At 62.0% G+C, this 14452-nt stretch carries 18 protein-coding genes; 11 read left to right on the top strand and 7 right to left on the bottom strand.

The window, feature by feature from the left end:
* Positions 1-14: 14 nt before the first annotated feature.
* Positions 15-1133, top strand: coding sequence for a serine hydrolase domain-containing protein (locus tag F0185_RS12740; RefSeq protein WP_167224920.1), 1119 nt, complete (start codon positions 15-17; stop codon positions 1131-1133).
* A 200-nt stretch (positions 1134-1333) separates the two neighbouring features.
* Here the strand turns inward: F0185_RS12740 and F0185_RS12745 are convergent, their stop codons facing one another.
* Both F0185_RS12745 and F0185_RS12750 read right to left on the bottom strand, forming a co-directional pair.
* A complete protein-coding gene (locus F0185_RS12745) occupies positions 1334-1948 on the bottom strand; it encodes a hypothetical protein (protein WP_167224922.1) in 615 nt (204 codons plus the stop codon).
* Positions 1949-1998: 50 nt separating this feature from the next.
* Positions 1999-2616: a hypothetical protein gene (locus tag F0185_RS12750; protein ID WP_167224924.1), complete on the bottom strand. Its 618-nt coding sequence runs from the start codon at positions 2614-2616 to the stop codon at positions 1999-2001.
* A 227-nt stretch (positions 2617-2843) separates the two neighbouring features.
* Between F0185_RS12750 and F0185_RS12755 the strand changes: the two genes are divergently transcribed.
* Both F0185_RS12755 and hrcA read left to right on the top strand, forming a co-directional pair.
* Complete coding sequence (locus F0185_RS12755; protein WP_167224926.1) at positions 2844-3560, top strand: HAD family hydrolase; 717 nt, start codon at positions 2844-2846, stop codon at positions 3558-3560.
* A gap of 129 nt (positions 3561-3689) precedes the next feature.
* Entirely contained in the window at positions 3690-4706 is a 1017-nt protein-coding gene (gene hrcA, locus F0185_RS12760; protein ID WP_167224928.1) for a heat-inducible transcriptional repressor HrcA, read from the top strand.
* A 35-nt stretch (positions 4707-4741) separates the two neighbouring features.
* Here hrcA and fur read toward each other — a convergent pair whose 3' ends face one another.
* Complete coding sequence (fur, locus tag F0185_RS12765; RefSeq protein WP_126073843.1) at positions 4742-5170, bottom strand: ferric iron uptake transcriptional regulator; 429 nt, start codon at positions 5168-5170, stop codon at positions 4742-4744.
* 90 nt (positions 5171-5260) lie between these two features.
* On the opposite strand from fur, the gene F0185_RS12770 reads away from it, so the two are divergent.
* Genes F0185_RS12770 through F0185_RS12790 form a run of 5 tightly spaced genes read left to right on the top strand, consistent with a single transcriptional unit; the run spans position 5261 to position 8084 of the window.
* A complete protein-coding gene (locus tag F0185_RS12770; RefSeq protein ID WP_167224929.1) occupies positions 5261-5821 on the top strand; it encodes an outer membrane protein assembly factor BamE in 561 nt (186 codons plus the stop codon).
* 42 nt (positions 5822-5863) lie between these two features.
* On the top strand, positions 5864-6661 hold the full coding sequence (gene dapB / locus F0185_RS12775; protein ID WP_167224931.1) for a 4-hydroxy-tetrahydrodipicolinate reductase: 798 nt from the start codon (positions 5864-5866) through the stop codon (positions 6659-6661).
* A 5-nt stretch (positions 6662-6666) separates the two neighbouring features.
* On the top strand, positions 6667-7323 hold the full coding sequence (locus tag F0185_RS12780; protein ID WP_167224932.1) for a MotA/TolQ/ExbB proton channel family protein: 657 nt from the start codon (positions 6667-6669) through the stop codon (positions 7321-7323).
* 10 nt (positions 7324-7333) lie between these two features.
* Positions 7334-7756 (top strand): ExbD/TolR family protein, encoded by a 423-nt coding sequence (locus tag F0185_RS12785; protein WP_167224934.1) that lies wholly within the window; start codon positions 7334-7336, stop codon positions 7754-7756.
* 1 nt (position 7757) lies between these two features.
* Positions 7758-8084 carry a barstar family protein gene (locus tag F0185_RS12790; protein WP_166893646.1) on the top strand — a complete coding sequence of 109 codons (327 nt, stop codon included), beginning with the start codon at positions 7758-7760 and terminating at the stop codon, positions 8082-8084.
* Positions 8085-8150: 66 nt separating this feature from the next.
* On the opposite strand, the gene F0185_RS12795 is transcribed toward F0185_RS12790, so the two are convergent.
* Positions 8151-8513, bottom strand: a complete 363-nt coding sequence (locus F0185_RS12795) for a VOC family protein (RefSeq protein ID WP_167224936.1) — start codon at positions 8511-8513, stop codon at positions 8151-8153.
* Positions 8514-8646: 133 nt separating this feature from the next.
* Here F0185_RS12795 and F0185_RS12800 point away from each other — a divergent pair, with 133 nt between their 5' ends.
* Positions 8647-8988, top strand: a complete 342-nt coding sequence (locus tag F0185_RS12800) for a hypothetical protein (RefSeq protein WP_167224938.1) — start codon at positions 8647-8649, stop codon at positions 8986-8988.
* Between the two features lie 53 nt (positions 8989-9041).
* On the opposite strand, the gene F0185_RS12805 is transcribed toward F0185_RS12800, so the two are convergent.
* The 3 genes from F0185_RS12805 to F0185_RS12815 form a co-directional block, all read right to left on the bottom strand.
* Positions 9042-9806, bottom strand: a complete 765-nt coding sequence (locus F0185_RS12805; RefSeq protein ID WP_167225283.1) for a helix-turn-helix transcriptional regulator — start codon at positions 9804-9806, stop codon at positions 9042-9044.
* 53 nt (positions 9807-9859) lie between these two features.
* Positions 9860-10468 carry a CCDC90 family protein gene (locus F0185_RS12810; RefSeq protein ID WP_167224940.1) on the bottom strand — a complete coding sequence of 203 codons (609 nt, stop codon included), beginning with the start codon at positions 10466-10468 and terminating at the stop codon, positions 9860-9862.
* A gap of 87 nt (positions 10469-10555) precedes the next feature.
* A complete protein-coding gene (locus F0185_RS12815; RefSeq protein ID WP_167224942.1) occupies positions 10556-11146 on the bottom strand; it encodes a hypothetical protein in 591 nt (196 codons plus the stop codon).
* A gap of 137 nt (positions 11147-11283) precedes the next feature.
* Here F0185_RS12815 and leuS point away from each other — a divergent pair, with 137 nt between their 5' ends.
* Positions 11284-13926 (top strand): leucine--tRNA ligase, encoded by a 2643-nt coding sequence (gene leuS / locus F0185_RS12820; RefSeq protein ID WP_167224944.1) that lies wholly within the window; start codon positions 11284-11286, stop codon positions 13924-13926.
* 3 nt (positions 13927-13929) lie between these two features.
* Positions 13930-14448, top strand: coding sequence for an LPS-assembly lipoprotein LptE (locus tag F0185_RS12825; RefSeq protein WP_167224946.1), 519 nt, complete (start codon positions 13930-13932; stop codon positions 14446-14448).
* The last annotated feature ends 4 nt before the right edge of the window (positions 14449-14452 follow it).

Here is a 14452-nt window from a genome sequence, read left to right on the forward strand (position 1 = left end):
AGGAACATCATTCGATGAAATTTCCACGCACATTGTGTTTTCTGCTCGCCACCTTGACTGCCAGCCTGCCCGGTGCGGTCGTGCTGGCGGCGCCTGCCGCCGGGACCGTGCCGGCGGCCGAGAGCGCGGCCAACGAGGCGGTCCTGGAATATATTCGCGCCGAAATGCAGGAGCGCCGCATTCCGGGCATGCAGATCCTTGTGATCCGGCATGGGAAAGTGGTGCTGTCGGGCGCGTTCGGGGTGGCCAATCTCCAGCACAAGGTGCCGGTGGGCGAGGGCACCGTGTTTTCGATCAATTCCGCGACCAAATCGTTTACCGGCGTGGCCATCATGCAGCTGGTCGAGCAGGGCAAGTTGGCGCTCGATGCGCCGGTCTCGCGCTATCTGGACGGCTTGCCGGCGTCGTGGCGGGGCGTGAGCGTCGCCCAGTTGCTCAACCATACGTCCGGGCTGCCCGACGTTCTCGATGCGCAGGGCGACTTGCTGCCGGGCGGCATGGACGGAGCGTGGAAAACCGCGCTGGGCATGCCGCCGCAGTTTTCACCCGGCCAGCGTTTCAGCTATAACCAGACCAATTATGTGCTGCTGGGGAAAATCATCGACCGCCTCAGCGGCAAGCCTTTTGTGGAATTCATCCGGGGCGGGCAGTTCGAGGTGGTGGGCATGCCCAACAGCAGTTTTGGCGACACCGGCGACATCATCATGGGCAAGGCCAATTCCTACCGCTTCGCGGGCGGTGTGCTGCGTAATGTGGTGGAGGAATTTCCCCCGGCCATGCGCACCGGCGCCGGCATGAATACCACCGCGACCGAGCTGGGCAAGTGGATCGTGGCCCTCCAGCAAGGGCGTCTGCTCACGCCGGCCAGCCTGGCGGCGATGTGGACGCCATCGACCTTTGCCGACGGCCGCCCGGCGCCGTGGGCCTTGGGCTGGCCGGCGATCCGCCGCGGCCCCGGGGTGCAGCGCGCAGTGGCCGGCAACGGCGGTGGACGTTCGGCTTTTTATGTGTATCCCGACGACGACCTGGCGGTCATCATCCTGACCAACCTGGCCGGGGGCCGGCCGGACCAGTTGATCGACACCGTGGCTGGCTTTTATGTGCCAGCCCTGCGCAAGAGCGCCGTGCGCTGAACTGCGCCGGAACGCAGGCTGGAACGAAAACCGGGACAAAAAAAAGCCCGCTGTGAAGCGGGCTTGAAATCCAATTCTTTTTGAGGAGAGTTGGAGGAGACAGGTGCAATTATGCTGCGCTACAGCATATCAGGCCAATTTATCTTTGGAATATCAGTTATGCCTTTTGCAAATATCACCTTCACAAGCCCTCGATCGCCTTACTTTTCGCGGCACAGCACGTTGACGTTGGTCACCTCGGCATCGCCCATTTCGCCGATGCCACGGTCCACCGAGCAGACCAGCTTGCCGCCGTCCGGCTGTTGCAGGACCGACACGCCGTAGCTGGTGCCGAAGGCGATCGCACCGCCGAATTTATACGTTTGCGCATCCTTGGCGACGTTGATCCTGTCGCTGCTGCCGTTGATCAGCACCAGGTTTTCGCCGACATACGGCTTGGCCCCGCCATCGGCACCGACGATCTTGACGTTGCCGCCGATCAGATAGGTGTAGTCCCTGCAAGTAATGGTGACGTTGATGGCAGCCTGGCGCCCGGCGGTGTCCTTGTTGTTGTCCGGGGTGCAGTCCTGGTGCAGCGCGCTGGTTTTCACCTTCACGTCGTACTGCACGCCGTATTCGATGGTGTTAGGAAAGCGGAAGCTGGTGGCCTTGGCATCGACCGGCAGGTCGTTCATGCCGATATTGCTCAGGACCAGGCCAGAGTGCTTCAGATTGACGATTTTTCCTTCGACAGGAAAGGTCGCTTTGCCGCCGCACGCGGCCAGGCCCAGGGCGAGGGTCAGCAGCAGCGAATGGCGCAGGACGGATGACTTCATGAAATTCTCCAGAGAATATGGCGCCGCCCGCTCGGGGGCGGCGGCCGGGATCAGTTGCAGGTGATGAGGATATTGTCGACGTCGGTCTTGCCCATGATGCCGATCGCGTTGTCGATGCGGCAGGTCAGGCCGGGCGGCTGCTGCAGCACGCTCAAGCCATACGCCTGGGTTTCGCCGACCTGGCCAGGCATGGGTACGGGTTTCTTTTCATCGATGGGATCGACCCGCAGGTTGAATGTGGTCTGGTTGGCGCGAATGTTCAGGCGATGGGTGCCGTTGATGATCACCAGCGGCTCGGTGGTCAGGCCAACGATCTTGCCTTTGACATCGTGCGGTTTCAGGGTGCAGCTCACGCCGATCTGGCCGATGCCGTAGTTGCTTGACTTGCCCTTGCCGTTGATCATCTTGCAGGTGGCGTTCGAGGGAATCGATTTGAAGGTAATGTCGTATTCGGTATTGACGGCGATCAGGTTCGGGAACACGAAGCTGCTCGCGAACGGCTCGACCTTCAGTTCCGCTCCGCCCTTGTTCTGCAGCACCAGGCCGTCGATGGTGACGCCTTCGACGACGCCCCTCAATTGCATGGTGCCATCATCGTCGCCGCCGCAAGCGGCCAGGCTGAGCGCGCACGCAAGTGCCACGGCGGAACGCAGGTACAGATTTTTCATACTTTCTCCAAAACGAATGCGGGTAAGGTGGGGAGGCTGGGCCGCCGACGGACAGCCTGATATGGGCGTCATTTTAGAGCATTTGTCAACGCCGCGGCTCATTGCCTTGTATCGGGGTGTCATGCCGGCGCCGTGGCGCTCCCGTCCTGGTGCGCGCGCCCGACAGTCCGGTTGATTTTCAGGCTGTGCCTCGCTATGCTGGAAGCGGACCAACTACCGAGAAGACCATGCCGACCACGCCACGCCGCACCTGGCCCAAAGCCATCCTGTTCGACCTGGACGATACGCTGTGGCCGATCGCCCCGGTCATCCTGCAAGCGGAGCAAACCCTGCACGCCTGGCTGCACAGCAACGCGCCCCGGGTGGCCGAGCGCTTCACCATCGACGCCCTGCGCCAGGCGCGCCTGGCCTTGCTGGCGCAGCAGCCCGAATTCGAACTCGACCTGGGCGCCTTGCGCCGCGCCGGCCTGCTGTCGGCCTTCGAAGCGGCCGGCGAAGACGGGGCCAAGGTCGAGCAGGCCATGGTCCATTTCTATGCCGCGCGCAACGCCGTCATCCCCTACGACGACGTGGTGCCCGGCCTCTTGCGCCTGAAAGGCCGCAGCATGCTCGGCTCGGTTACCAATGGCAATGCCGACCTGCAGGCGATCGGCCTGTCGCACCATTTCAAGGTGTCGGTGGCGGCCAGCCAGTTCGGCCGCGCCAAGCCCGACGCCGCCATTTTCCTGGCCGCCTGCGCCGAGCTCGGGGTCGACCCGGCCGACGCGGTGTACGTGGGCGACGATGTGCTGCTCGACGTGCAGGGCGCCCAGCGCGCCGGCCTGCGCGCGGTCTGGCTCAACCGTACCGGCAGCGAGCGCCACCTCGAACACGGCGTGGCGCCGGACGCCATTTGCCGCAGTTTCGATGAGCTGCTCGACTGGCTCAAGCGCGAGCACGACTGAGGCGCCGAATGCGGCGCACGCGGCGCGCCGGCCACATAAAGCCCCGCCACGCTGGCGAACGTGCATAATAAGCGGATCAGCACTTGTGCTTGGCCTTGTTTTTGTCCTTACCGCCCCTCACCTAGAATCATGCAACTCGATACCCGCGCGCAAACGCTGCTCAAAGCCCTGGTCGAACGGTATATCGCCGACGGCCAGCCGGTCGGATCGCGCGCGCTGTCGAAAATCTCCGGACTCGACCTCTCGCCCGCCACCATCCGCAACATCATGGCCGACCTGGAAGAGCTCGGCTATGTGGCCAGCCCGCACACCTCGGCCGGCCGTATTCCGACTCCGCGCGGCTACCGCATCTTTGTCGATACCTTGCTGACTGTGCAACACATCGACGAGCATGCGGTCGACGCGCGCCTGCGCCTGCCGGCCCAGCAGCCGCAAAAGATGATCGCCAATGCGGCGCAGATGCTGTCGTCGCTGTCGCAGTTCGCCGGCGTGGTGCTCAGTCCGCGGCGCGAATCGGTGTTCCAGCAGATCGAATTCTTGCGCCTGTCCGAAAAGCGCATCCTGCTCGTCATTGTCGACCCGCGCGGCGACGTGCAGAACCGCCTGCTGTTGACCGAAGCCGACTACACGCCGGCGCAGCTGGTGCGCTCGGCCAATTACATCAACCAGAATTACGGCGGCCTGTCGTTCGACGACGTGCGCACCCGCCTGACCAAGGAACTGCGCCAGTTGCGCGACGATATGGGCAGCCTGATGCAGGCAGCGGTCGAAGCCGGCAGCGAGGCGATGACCGACCAGTCGGATGACATGGTCATTTCCGGCGAGCGCAACCTGCTGAGCGTGTCGGACCTGTCGTCCAACATGAGCTCGCTGCGCCAGATGTTCGACATGTTCGAGCAAAAGACCGGGCTGATGCAGTTGCTCGATGTGTCGAGCAAGGCGACCGGGGTGCAGATCTTTATCGGCGGCGAGTCGAACCTGGTGCCGATGGATGAAATGAGCGTGGTGACCGCGCCCTACGAGGTCAACGGCAAGATCGTCGGCACCCTGGGCGTGATCGGGCCGACCCGCATGGCGTACGAGCGCGTCATTCCGATCGTCGATATCACCGCCAAGCTGCTTTCGAACGCGCTCAGCCACTCGTGAGCCTCGCGTAGCAGTAGCTTGGTCGAGATCCCCCCTCAGGTTTTGTGGGGGCAGGCTGGCTTGACGCAGTTGCCGTAGATTGCCAGCGCGTGTTCGGCAATCTTGAAGCCGCGCTCGACCGCCACCTTGTGCTGGCGCGATTCGATCTCGTCGTCGTAGAACTCTTCCACCCTGCCGCAGTCGAGGCACACCAGGTGGTCGTGGTGGGAGCCGGCGTTGAGCTCGAAAATCGCCTTGCCTGTTTCGAAATGGTTGCGGTTGAGCAGGCCCGCTTGCTCGAACTGGGTCAGTACGCGATACACGGTGGCCAGGCCGACATCCATATTATCGGTCAACAAAATCTTGTAAACATCTTCCGCAGTCAGGTGGCGCACCTCGCTGTTCTGGAAAATCTCGAGGATTTTCAGGCGGGGCAGGGTGGCTTTCAGGCCGCTGGCTTTGAGGTCGCTGGGATTGTTACTCATGTTTGTTACTCGTATATTGGCGTAGTGCTTTATCATATAGCGTTTTAGACGGAGGTGCCTAGGCTTCCGTACAACGATTTGAGGTCATCTATGCCTGTCGATACTGCCGTTTTGCCCCGTTTTAGCCTGCGCGCGCCCCTGGTGGCGACCTTGGCCGGGGCCGTCCTGAGCCTGTCCGGCTGCACCATGTTCGGTGGCGCCAAGGATCCCGTGGTCCCGGTCAGCGCCTCGCCCGACGCCGGCGCCCAGACCGTGCAGGCCAGCAAGCTGCAAAAGTTCCTGTGGATCTTCTCGCCGTATCGTCCCGACATTCAGCAAGGTAACTTCATCTCCCAAGAAATGCTGACCCAACTCAAGGTCGGCCAGACCCGCGAGCAGGTCAAGTTTCTTCTCGGCACGCCGCTGCTGACCGATATCTTCCACGCCGACCGCTGGGACTTTCCGTTCTACCTGGCGCGTGGCGATGGCGAGCTGACCAGCAGCCGGGTCACGGTCTACTTCAAGGATAACAAGGTCGAGAAATTCGACGGCGGCAACCTGCCGACCGAGAAGGAATACATCGCGCGCATCGCCGGTCCGTCCAAGGTGGCCTCCAAGCAAGCGCCGAAGCGGGAAGAAGCCGGTTCGGCCTCGATCAAGATCACTAAATAAGTCATTCCATACCAGCGCACCGGTAGCACGAGGGTCGGCACAATGAATCAGATGAAAATTGCAGTAGCGGGCGCCGACGGGCGCATGGGACGGATGCTGGTGGACGCGCTCGCCGCGGCGCCGGACGCCGTGCTGGCCGGCGCGCTCGGCCTGGCCGGCTCGCCCGCCATCGGCCAACTGGTCGGCCCGGCTCCCGGGGTGACGATCGAAGCGGACCTGGGCGCCGGCCTGTCTGGCGCCGATTTCCTGATCGACTTCACCCGCCCCGAAGGCACGCTCAAGCACCTTGCGTATTGCGCCGAGCACGGCATCAAGCTGATCATCGGCACCACCGGTTTCGACGATGCCGGCAAGGCCGCGATTGCCGCCGCCGCCGAAAAAACCGCAATCATGTTCGCGCCCAACATGAGCGTGGGTGTGAACGTCACCCTCAAGCTGCTCGAACTGGCCGCCAAGAGCATGTCCGAGGGCTACGACATCGAAATCATCGAAGCGCACCACCGCCACAAGGTCGATGCGCCGTCCGGCACCGCGCTCAAGATGGGCGAAGTCATCGCCGACGCGCTCGGGCGCGACCTGAAGGAATGCGCCGTCTACGGACGCGAAGGCGTCACCGGCGAACGCGATCCGTCGACCATCGGCTTTGCCACCATCCGCGGCGGCGACATCATCGGCGACCATACGGTGTTGTTTGCCGGCACCGGCGAGCGCATCGAAATCAGCCACAAGTCGAGCAGCCGCGCCAGCTACGCCAGCGGCGCCCTGCGCGCCTGCCGCTTCCTGGCCGACAAGGCGACCGGTTTGTACGACATGCAGGACGTGCTGGCGCTTAAAGACTAGGCGCCATGCCACCGGTCAATCATTTCAGCATCGCGCGCTACTGGGAACAGGGCGACGCGCTCAGCCACGCGGTGGCGTACGTGCTGATGCTGATGTCGCTGGTGAGCTGGTTTTTCATCCTGTCCAAAGCCTTCAGCAGCTGGCGCGTGCGGCGCGCGGCGCCAGCCTTGGACGCCTTCTGGAGCGCCCCCACGCTGCAGGACGGCATCGCGCTGCTGGCCCTGGCCGACCGCGAGCGCATTTATCTGCCGCTGCCGGCGCAAGGCCTGGCCCACGCCGGCGGCGCCGCCACCCTGGCCGGCGCAATGAGCAAGGATGAACAAATCATCCGCGTGCTGCGCCAGGAAATCACGCGCGCCACCCATCGCATCGAAAGCGGACTGACCGTGCTGGCCTCGATCGGCGCGACCGCGCCGTTTGTGGGCCTGCTGGGCACGGTGTGGGGGATTTATCATGCGCTGTCGAATGTGTCCGCCGCCGGCAGCGTGCAGATCGACAAGATCGCCGGACCGGTCGGCGAAGCCTTGATCATGACTGGCTTCGGGCTGGTGGTGGCTATTCCCGCCGTGCTGGCGTATAACGGCTTGAACCGCCTGAACCGGCTCACGTTGGCCGAGCTCGACGGCTTTGCCCACGATTTGCATTCCTACTTCGGCAGATAAGGGGAGCGGCATGGCATTCGGCAGCTTCAATCCATCGCGCCAGCAATCGATGATGAGCGATATTAACGTGACCCCGATGGTCGACGTGATGCTGGTGCTGCTCGTCATCTTCATCATGACCGCGCCGATGTTCACGCATGCGGTCAAGCTCGACTTGCCACGCGCGCAGGCTGGCGCGGTGCAGTTGCAGCCGCACACGGTGACCATTGCCATCGATGCCGAAGGCGTGCTGTACTGGAATGAGGAGCGGGTCGATGCGGCCGGGCTCGACGCGCGCCTGACCCAAGCGGCGCGCCAGGCGCCGCAGCCCGAATTACAGCTGCGCGCAGACAAAAACACCCGTTACGAAGCCGTGGCCCAGGTCATGGCGGCGGCGCAGTCCCGAGGTCTCGGCAAACTGGGCTTCGTGACCGATCCACACAAGGAGAAATAATATGGCCAGTGCCGAACTGAATGGCGCCTCGATCCTCGGCTGGGATACCTTTCATTCCGAAAGCCGCGCGGCGTTCGGGTTTCCCGAGTATTACGCCAACACGATGGATGCCTGGGTCGATTGCCTGAGCTACCTGCGCGACGAAGACGGCATGACCCGCTTCCGGCTGAAACCGAACGAGGTGCTGGAGATTGTCGTCAAGGATGCGGCATCGATGCGCGAGCGCGTGCCCGACTTGCTCGACGAGATGACGTTCTGCATCGCCGGCATCAACGAGCGCTATGAGGATTACGGCGAGAAGCCGGCGCTGGCGCTGGTGTTGCGCTGAGCAGCCTGGTGGTTTTGCGTAGGGCGCGCGGGCAGCAAGTGCCCGCGCGCCTGATCCGGCTGGCGCTCAGCGGACCTTCTTGAGGTCGAAATGCGGATTGTAGATCAGTCCCAAGGTATTGCCGAACGGATCCTTCAACTCGACCACCTTGATCGACTCGCCCACCTCCTGGATGGCCGAGTGGATGCTCGCGCCCAGGCCGGTGATGCGTTCGACTTCCGCCTCGATATCGTCCACGCCCCAGTAGGCCACGCAGCCGGGCATGCCGGGTTCCCCCGGGTGCAGCCCCAGTTCGAAGCCGCCGATCTCGAAGCCGATGTAGAACGGCTCATCGAAGTAGGGCGCGGTGCGGAACACCTCGGTGAACCATTTCTTGGCCGCATCCATATCCTGGACCGGGTAGCAGACTGTGCGCATTCCGTTGATCATGATTGTCTCCTGTGAGTGCAAAGCAGCATCCTGCCACGGCGCGCGCCGCTTGTATTGTAAAAATGTAAGGCGGTCAGCTCAGGTCTGCTTTCGGCTGGTCGATTGCGCCAGCTTGATTACAAGCCGTTTTTGAATGTCAAAAATTATGTTAGATAACTCTCCAGAGAGCAAGAGCCTCATCAATGCCTGCTTTCTCATCGAAAAATTGCAGAATGAACTAAACACTATGCTGTCTTTTTCAAGTGATCAGCTAAGCCGATGGCATTCGCAGAACGAGGTTCGCCTGGCTCTGCTGCTTCAGTTCGCTGAGCAAGCTCGGCTTCCTGAAGAATCGTATGAACGCATTCAGAAAAACGTTTGCATGCTTCATAAACCGCTGACGGGCGCCGTCGACATTTCCGCCGATGACATCGGTAGAATATCTGCCTTGCTCCGTGAAATCGACAATGAGGGGTTCTGCTGCTGGATGATCTAAGGTTGCCAGCGACTATTCGCGACGTGCAGACGCTGCCGGGACGATATGCACGGTCAGGCCCGCGCGGCAAACGATTCCGGCGTGCTGCCCGACAATTGGCGGAATTCGTGGATCAGGTGCGGCTGGTCGTAGTAGCCCAGCTCGAGCGCGAGGCTGGACCAGTCGAGCTGCGTGGGGTCGCTGGCGGCGCGGATGCGTGCGCTGGCCTGGCGAAAGCGGCACACGCGCGCGAACTGCTTGGCGCCCAGGCCAACCCTGGCGCGAAACTGGCTGGACAGGTGCTGGCGCGACACGCCCAGCTGCGCGGCCAGGGTCTCGATGCGCAGGGAACCGTGGGTGCGCTCGATGGCGCTCACGGCCGCATCGGCCAGGCCCGGCTTGATGTCGGTGGCAGTGCCGCGCAGGCGTTGCAGCAGCAGGCCTTCGACGGTGGCGACGGCCTCGCTGTCCGATAAGGTGCGCGACCACAATGCATCGGTGAACTGGCGCGCTGCGGCACCGTCCCACAGGTCATCCAGGGAAGGATGCTGGTCGGCCAGTTCGTGCAGCGGCATGGCGAAAAAGTGCGCGGCGGCGCCCGCTTTGAAGCGCGCCGCGATGGTGCGCACAGGCTGGTGCACGGGCACGTGGATGACCGTGCTCATCATGCCCGATACCCGGCTCAGCGCGGCCACATCCTGCCACAGGATGTCCATGCAGTTGTCCGGCAGCACCCGGTGCGTGACGGGGGAGGCGCCGGGCAGCACCTGGCAGGTCCACAGGCAAGCCAGATAGGGCGCCAGCGCGGGCTGGGGCGGGTGTTCCTGGTAGAGGACCATCAAGATGGCTGGGCGAGTGGACAGGCGGGTATTTTACCGTGCAACGGCGGCGTTCAGGCCAGCAATCCGGGCCAGAAAGTTTTCAGGAATATCGGAATAATCAGGCTGAAAAACAGCGCGCTTACCCACCTGTATTGGGCAAGTTCGTTCTTGATCGAGTCCACGCTTGCGCTCAGCCGATCGATTTTGGCTTCAAGGTCAGTCCTGACCTTGTCGATTTTCCCGTCGAGTTGCTTGATTTCGGCACTCAGCTCAGTCTTGACCTTGTCGATTTTCCCGTCGAGTCGCTTGATTTCGGCACTCAGCTCAGTCTTGACCATGTCGATTTTCCCGTGAAGTTGACCAAATTCGGCACTCGCATCGGTACGTATCCTCTCTGATTTTCCGTCGAGCAGGCTGATTTTGGTGTTGAATTCGCCTCTGAAGGTGTCGACTTTGGCGCCAAGCTCGGTCTTGGTCGAATCGATCCGCGACGTGAGCCGATCTTCGGCATGCCGAAGATCACGCTGCAAGTCGTTTTTGGTTTGCAAAAGGTCGGCTTCCGACACAACCTCGCTCACTACCGCAGTCAGTGCTTTCGCATGTACATCTGCCTGGCTCCTTGGTACACCGCCCGATTCCAACTGCTGTGCATACGCTATTGCGTCGAATTTGATCGTCATGATGGCAGTTTCCGGTAAGGCTTACTTAGCTCAGAAAAAATCCAGATGGTTCAGAGGCACCGCCATGCGCCGCGATTGATCCTGCTTTCAGGGAAAGAAAATCTTGATCGCCATGGCGATGTTCAGCGAAATGATCAGGCCGGACAACCAGCGGTTAACGGTCAGATCGTGTTCGATCGCTTTGAAGCGTGCCTCGAATTCGCGTCTCAACGAGTCGACTTTTGCATCCACGTTATCGATTTTTGCATCCACGCGATCGACCTTTGCATCCACGTGATCGACCTTTGCGTCCACGTGATCGACCTTCGCATCCAAGCGATCGACCTTTGCGTCCACATGATCGACCTTTGCATCCATGCGATCGACCTTTGCATCCACGCGATCGACCTTTGCATCCACGCGATCGACCTTTGCGTCCACGCGATCAATTTTTGCGCCCAAATGGTCGATTTTTGCAATCAGCTCGGTTTTAAAAAGATTGAGTTGCAAAACCAGCCGCTTCTCGCTCTCTTCAATTTCATGCCGCAGGCTGCTCTCCAGCCGCAACAAATCCTGCCGGCACGCGAACTCGCCAACGACCTCAGTCAGTGCCGTTGCATGCACCTCTGCCTGGTCCCTGGGCACGCCGGCATCTTCCAGCCGCTTCGTGTAGGCTAACGCGTCGAATTTGCTTGTCATGTTGTTTGGACAGCAAGCCCGCCCCATAGTTCAGCGAATTTTCGCCCCGTGCCCCCGGCCGTGCCCGGATACGGGATGTGCCAGTATAATGATCGGTTCATATTACTTTTGGCCGCGCCCGCTTGGCCGCACACATCATGCAAGATAAATATAGTCCCGCCGACGTAGAACAAGCCGCCCAAGCCCACTGGAAGGCCATCGACGCCTACAAGGCCGTCGAGAACGACCCGCGTTTCCCGAAAGGCAAGTACTACGCTTGCTCCATGCTGCCTTACCCGTCGGGCAAGCTGCACATGGGCCACGTGCGCAACTATACGATCAATGATGTGATGTACCGCTACCTGCGCATGAGCGGCTACAACGTGCTCATGCCGATGGGTTGGGATGCCTTCGGCATGCCGGCCGAGAACGCGGCCATGCAAAACAACGTGCCGCCGGCGCAATGGACCTACTCCAACATCGCCCACATGCGCGAGCAGATGGAGTCGATGGGCCTGGCGATCGACTGGTCGCGCGAAATGACCGCGTGCAAGCCCGAGTACTACAAGTGGAACCAGTGGATGTTCCTCAAGATGCTCGAAAAAGGCATCATCTACAAAAAGACCGGCACCGTGAACTGGGATCCGATCGACCAGACCGTGCTGGCCAACGAGCAGGTCGTCGACGGCAAGGGCTGGCGTTCCGGCGCGCCGATCGAAAAGCGCGAAATCCCGATGTACTACGCCCGCATCACCGACTACGCCGACGAACTGCTCGACTATGTCGACAACAAGCTGCCAGGCTGGCCGGAACGCGTGCGCGTCATGCAGGCCAACTGGATCGGCAAGTCGGTCGGCGTGCGCTTCGCTTTCCCGCACACCATCGCCAACGCCGCCGGTGAATTGATCGACGACGGCAAGATGTACGTCTTCACCACCCGCGCCGACACCATCATGGGCGTGACCTTCTGCGCCGTGGCGCCGGAACACGCGCTGGCGCAGCATGCCGCGCAAACCAATCCGGAACTGGCGGCCTTCATCGCCGAGTGCAAGCTCGGTAGCGTGATCGAAGCCGACATGGCGACGATGGAGAAGAAGGGCATGCCGACTGGCCTGTTCGTCACCCATCCGGTCACCAATGAGCAAGTCGAAGTCTGGGTCGGCAACTACGTGTTGATCACCTACGGCGACGGCGCCGTGATGGGCGTGCCCGCGCACGACGAGCGCGATTTTGCGTTCGCCAAAAAATACAATCTGCCGATCAAGCAAGTGGTCGCGGTCGAAGGCAAGGAATATTCGCTCGATGCCTGGCAGGAATGGTACGGCGACAAGGAGAGCGGCGTTTCCATCAACTCCGGCAAATACGACGGCCTCGATCACATCGCCGCCGTCAATGCAGTCGCTGGCGACCTGGCCACGGCCGGCCTGGGCGACAAGAAGATCACCTTCCGCCTGCGCGACTGGGGCATTTCGCGCCAGCGCTACTGGGGCACCCCGATCCCGATGATCCACTGCGCCGATTGCGGCGTGGTGCCGGTGCCCGAAAAAGACCTGCCGGTGGTGCTGCCCGAGGACTGCGTCCCGGACGGCAGCGGCAACCCGCTCAACAAGCACGAGGCTTTCCTCAAGTGCGACTGCCCGCAGTGCGGCAAACCGGCGCGCCGCGAGACCGACACGATGGACACCTTCGTCGATTCGTCGTGGTACTACATGCGCTATACCTCGCCGGGCAGCACCGACGCCATGGTCGACGCGCGCAACGATTACTGGATGCCGATGGACCAGTACATCGGCGGCATCGAACACGCCGTCATGCACCTGCTGTACGCGCGCTTCTGGACCAAGATCATGCGCGAACTCGGCCTGGTCAAGTTCGACGAGCCGTTCGTCAACCTGCTCACGCAAGGCATGGTGCTCAACGAAACCTACTACCGCGAACCGCAGCCGGGCAAGTACGTCTGGTTCAACCCGGCCGATATCGACCTGGCCCTGGACGACAAGGGTCGTCCGCAAGGCGCCACGCTCAAGAGCGACGGCCAGCCGGTGATCATCGGCGGCACTGAAAAGATGTCGAAGTCGAAGAACAACGGCATCGACCCGCAAGCCCAGATCGGCCAGTACGGCGCCGACACCGCGCGCCTGTTCACCATGTTCGCCTCGCCGCCGGAGCAGACGCTCGAGTGGTCCGACAGCGGCGTCGAAGGCGCCAGCCGCTTCCTGCGCCGCGTGTGGGCGTATGCGTACGCGCAATCGCCGCGCATCGCTTCAAGCCTGGCCGCGACCGACAAGGTCGACGGCGGCGAAGCGCACAAGACGCTGCGCCGTGAACTGCACAAGATCCTGCAGCAGGCCGACTACGACCTGAAACGCATCCAGTACAACACGGTCGTTTCGGCCTGCATGAAGATGCTCAACACGATGGAATCGGCCAAGCTGGAAGACGGCGCGGCCACCGACGCGGTCATCGCCGAAGGCCTGTCGATCTTCCTGCGCGTGCTCAACCCGGTCGCGCCGCACATCACCCACGTGCTGTGGGAAGAACTGGGCTACGCCAAGGTCCATGGCGACATCCTCAACGTGCAGTGGCCGCAGGTCGATCCGGCCGCGCTGGAACAGGCTGAGATCGAGATGATGATCCAGGTGAACGGCAAGCTGCGCGGCTCGATCAAGGTCGCCAAGGATGCCGACAAGGCCTCCATCGAAGCGATGGCGCTGGCCTGCGAAGCGGTGCAGAAGTACATCGAGACGCCGCCGAAAAAGGTGATCGTGGTGCCCGGCAAATTGATCAGCATCGTGGTGTAAGCGATGACCATCCTTCGCTCCGCCACCGTGCTGCGCGCCACATGTGCGCTGGTGCTGCTCGCAAGCCTGTCCGCGTGCGGCTTCCAGCTGCGCGGCTCGAACGGCCAGTTCAAGATGCCGTTCCACAGCATCTACCTGGCCTTCCCCGAAACGTCGGCCCTCGGCACCGAGTTGCGGCGCAACCTGCGCGGCGGCGACGACGTGAAGGTGCTCGCCGATGCGTCCAAGGCCGAGACCCTGTTCGACGTGCTGTCCGAGACGCGCGGCAAGCAGATCCTCTCGCTCAACGCCCAGGGCCGCGTGCGCGAATACCTGCTGACCTATACGCTGGTATTCCGCCTGCGCGACAACAAGGGCGCGGAACTGCTGCCGGCCACCGAAATCTCGCTCAAGCGCTCGATCACCTTCGACGAGAGCCAGGTACTGGGCAAGGAATCGGAAGAAGTGCTGCTGTACCGCGACATGCAGACCGACCTGGTTCAGCAGATCCTGCGCCGCCTGGTGGCGGTCAAGCCGACATGAGCAT

The sequence above is a fragment of the Massilia rubra genome, from assembly GCF_011682065.1.
Classification (GTDB): domain Bacteria; phylum Pseudomonadota; class Gammaproteobacteria; order Burkholderiales; family Burkholderiaceae_D; genus Telluria_A; species Telluria_A rubra.

Excerpts from the sequence above, each read along its gene's own strand:
- F0185_RS12740 (WP_167224920.1), top strand. The coding sequence starts at position 15 with ATGAAATTTCCACGCACATTGTGTTTTCTGCTCGCCACCTTGACTGCC.
- F0185_RS12745 (WP_167224922.1), bottom strand. The coding sequence starts at position 1,948 with ATGAAGTCATCCGTCCTGCGCCATTCGCTGCTGCTGACCCTCGCCCTG.
- F0185_RS12750 (WP_167224924.1), bottom strand. The coding sequence starts at position 2,616 with ATGAAAAATCTGTACCTGCGTTCCGCCGTGGCACTTGCGTGCGCGCTC.
- F0185_RS12755 (WP_167224926.1), top strand. The coding sequence starts at position 2,844 with ATGCCGACCACGCCACGCCGCACCTGGCCCAAAGCCATCCTGTTCGAC.
- hrcA (WP_167224928.1), top strand. The coding sequence starts at position 3,690 with ATGCAACTCGATACCCGCGCGCAAACGCTGCTCAAAGCCCTGGTCGAA.
- fur (WP_126073843.1), bottom strand. The coding sequence starts at position 5,170 with ATGAGTAACAATCCCAGCGACCTCAAAGCCAGCGGCCTGAAAGCCACC.
- F0185_RS12770 (WP_167224929.1), top strand. The coding sequence starts at position 5,261 with ATGCCTGTCGATACTGCCGTTTTGCCCCGTTTTAGCCTGCGCGCGCCC.
- dapB (WP_167224931.1), top strand. The coding sequence starts at position 5,864 with ATGAATCAGATGAAAATTGCAGTAGCGGGCGCCGACGGGCGCATGGGA.
- F0185_RS12780 (WP_167224932.1), top strand. The coding sequence starts at position 6,667 with ATGCCACCGGTCAATCATTTCAGCATCGCGCGCTACTGGGAACAGGGC.
- F0185_RS12785 (WP_167224934.1), top strand. The coding sequence starts at position 7,334 with ATGGCATTCGGCAGCTTCAATCCATCGCGCCAGCAATCGATGATGAGC.
- F0185_RS12790 (WP_166893646.1), top strand. The coding sequence starts at position 7,758 with ATGGCCAGTGCCGAACTGAATGGCGCCTCGATCCTCGGCTGGGATACC.
- F0185_RS12795 (WP_167224936.1), bottom strand. The coding sequence starts at position 8,513 with ATGATCAACGGAATGCGCACAGTCTGCTACCCGGTCCAGGATATGGAT.
- F0185_RS12800 (WP_167224938.1), top strand. The coding sequence starts at position 8,647 with ATGTCAAAAATTATGTTAGATAACTCTCCAGAGAGCAAGAGCCTCATC.
- F0185_RS12805 (WP_167225283.1), bottom strand. The coding sequence starts at position 9,806 with ATGGTCCTCTACCAGGAACACCCGCCCCAGCCCGCGCTGGCGCCCTAT.
- F0185_RS12810 (WP_167224940.1), bottom strand. The coding sequence starts at position 10,468 with ATGACGATCAAATTCGACGCAATAGCGTATGCACAGCAGTTGGAATCG.
- F0185_RS12815 (WP_167224942.1), bottom strand. The coding sequence starts at position 11,146 with ATGACAAGCAAATTCGACGCGTTAGCCTACACGAAGCGGCTGGAAGAT.
- leuS (WP_167224944.1), top strand. The coding sequence starts at position 11,284 with ATGCAAGATAAATATAGTCCCGCCGACGTAGAACAAGCCGCCCAAGCC.
- F0185_RS12825 (WP_167224946.1), top strand. The coding sequence starts at position 13,930 with ATGACCATCCTTCGCTCCGCCACCGTGCTGCGCGCCACATGTGCGCTG.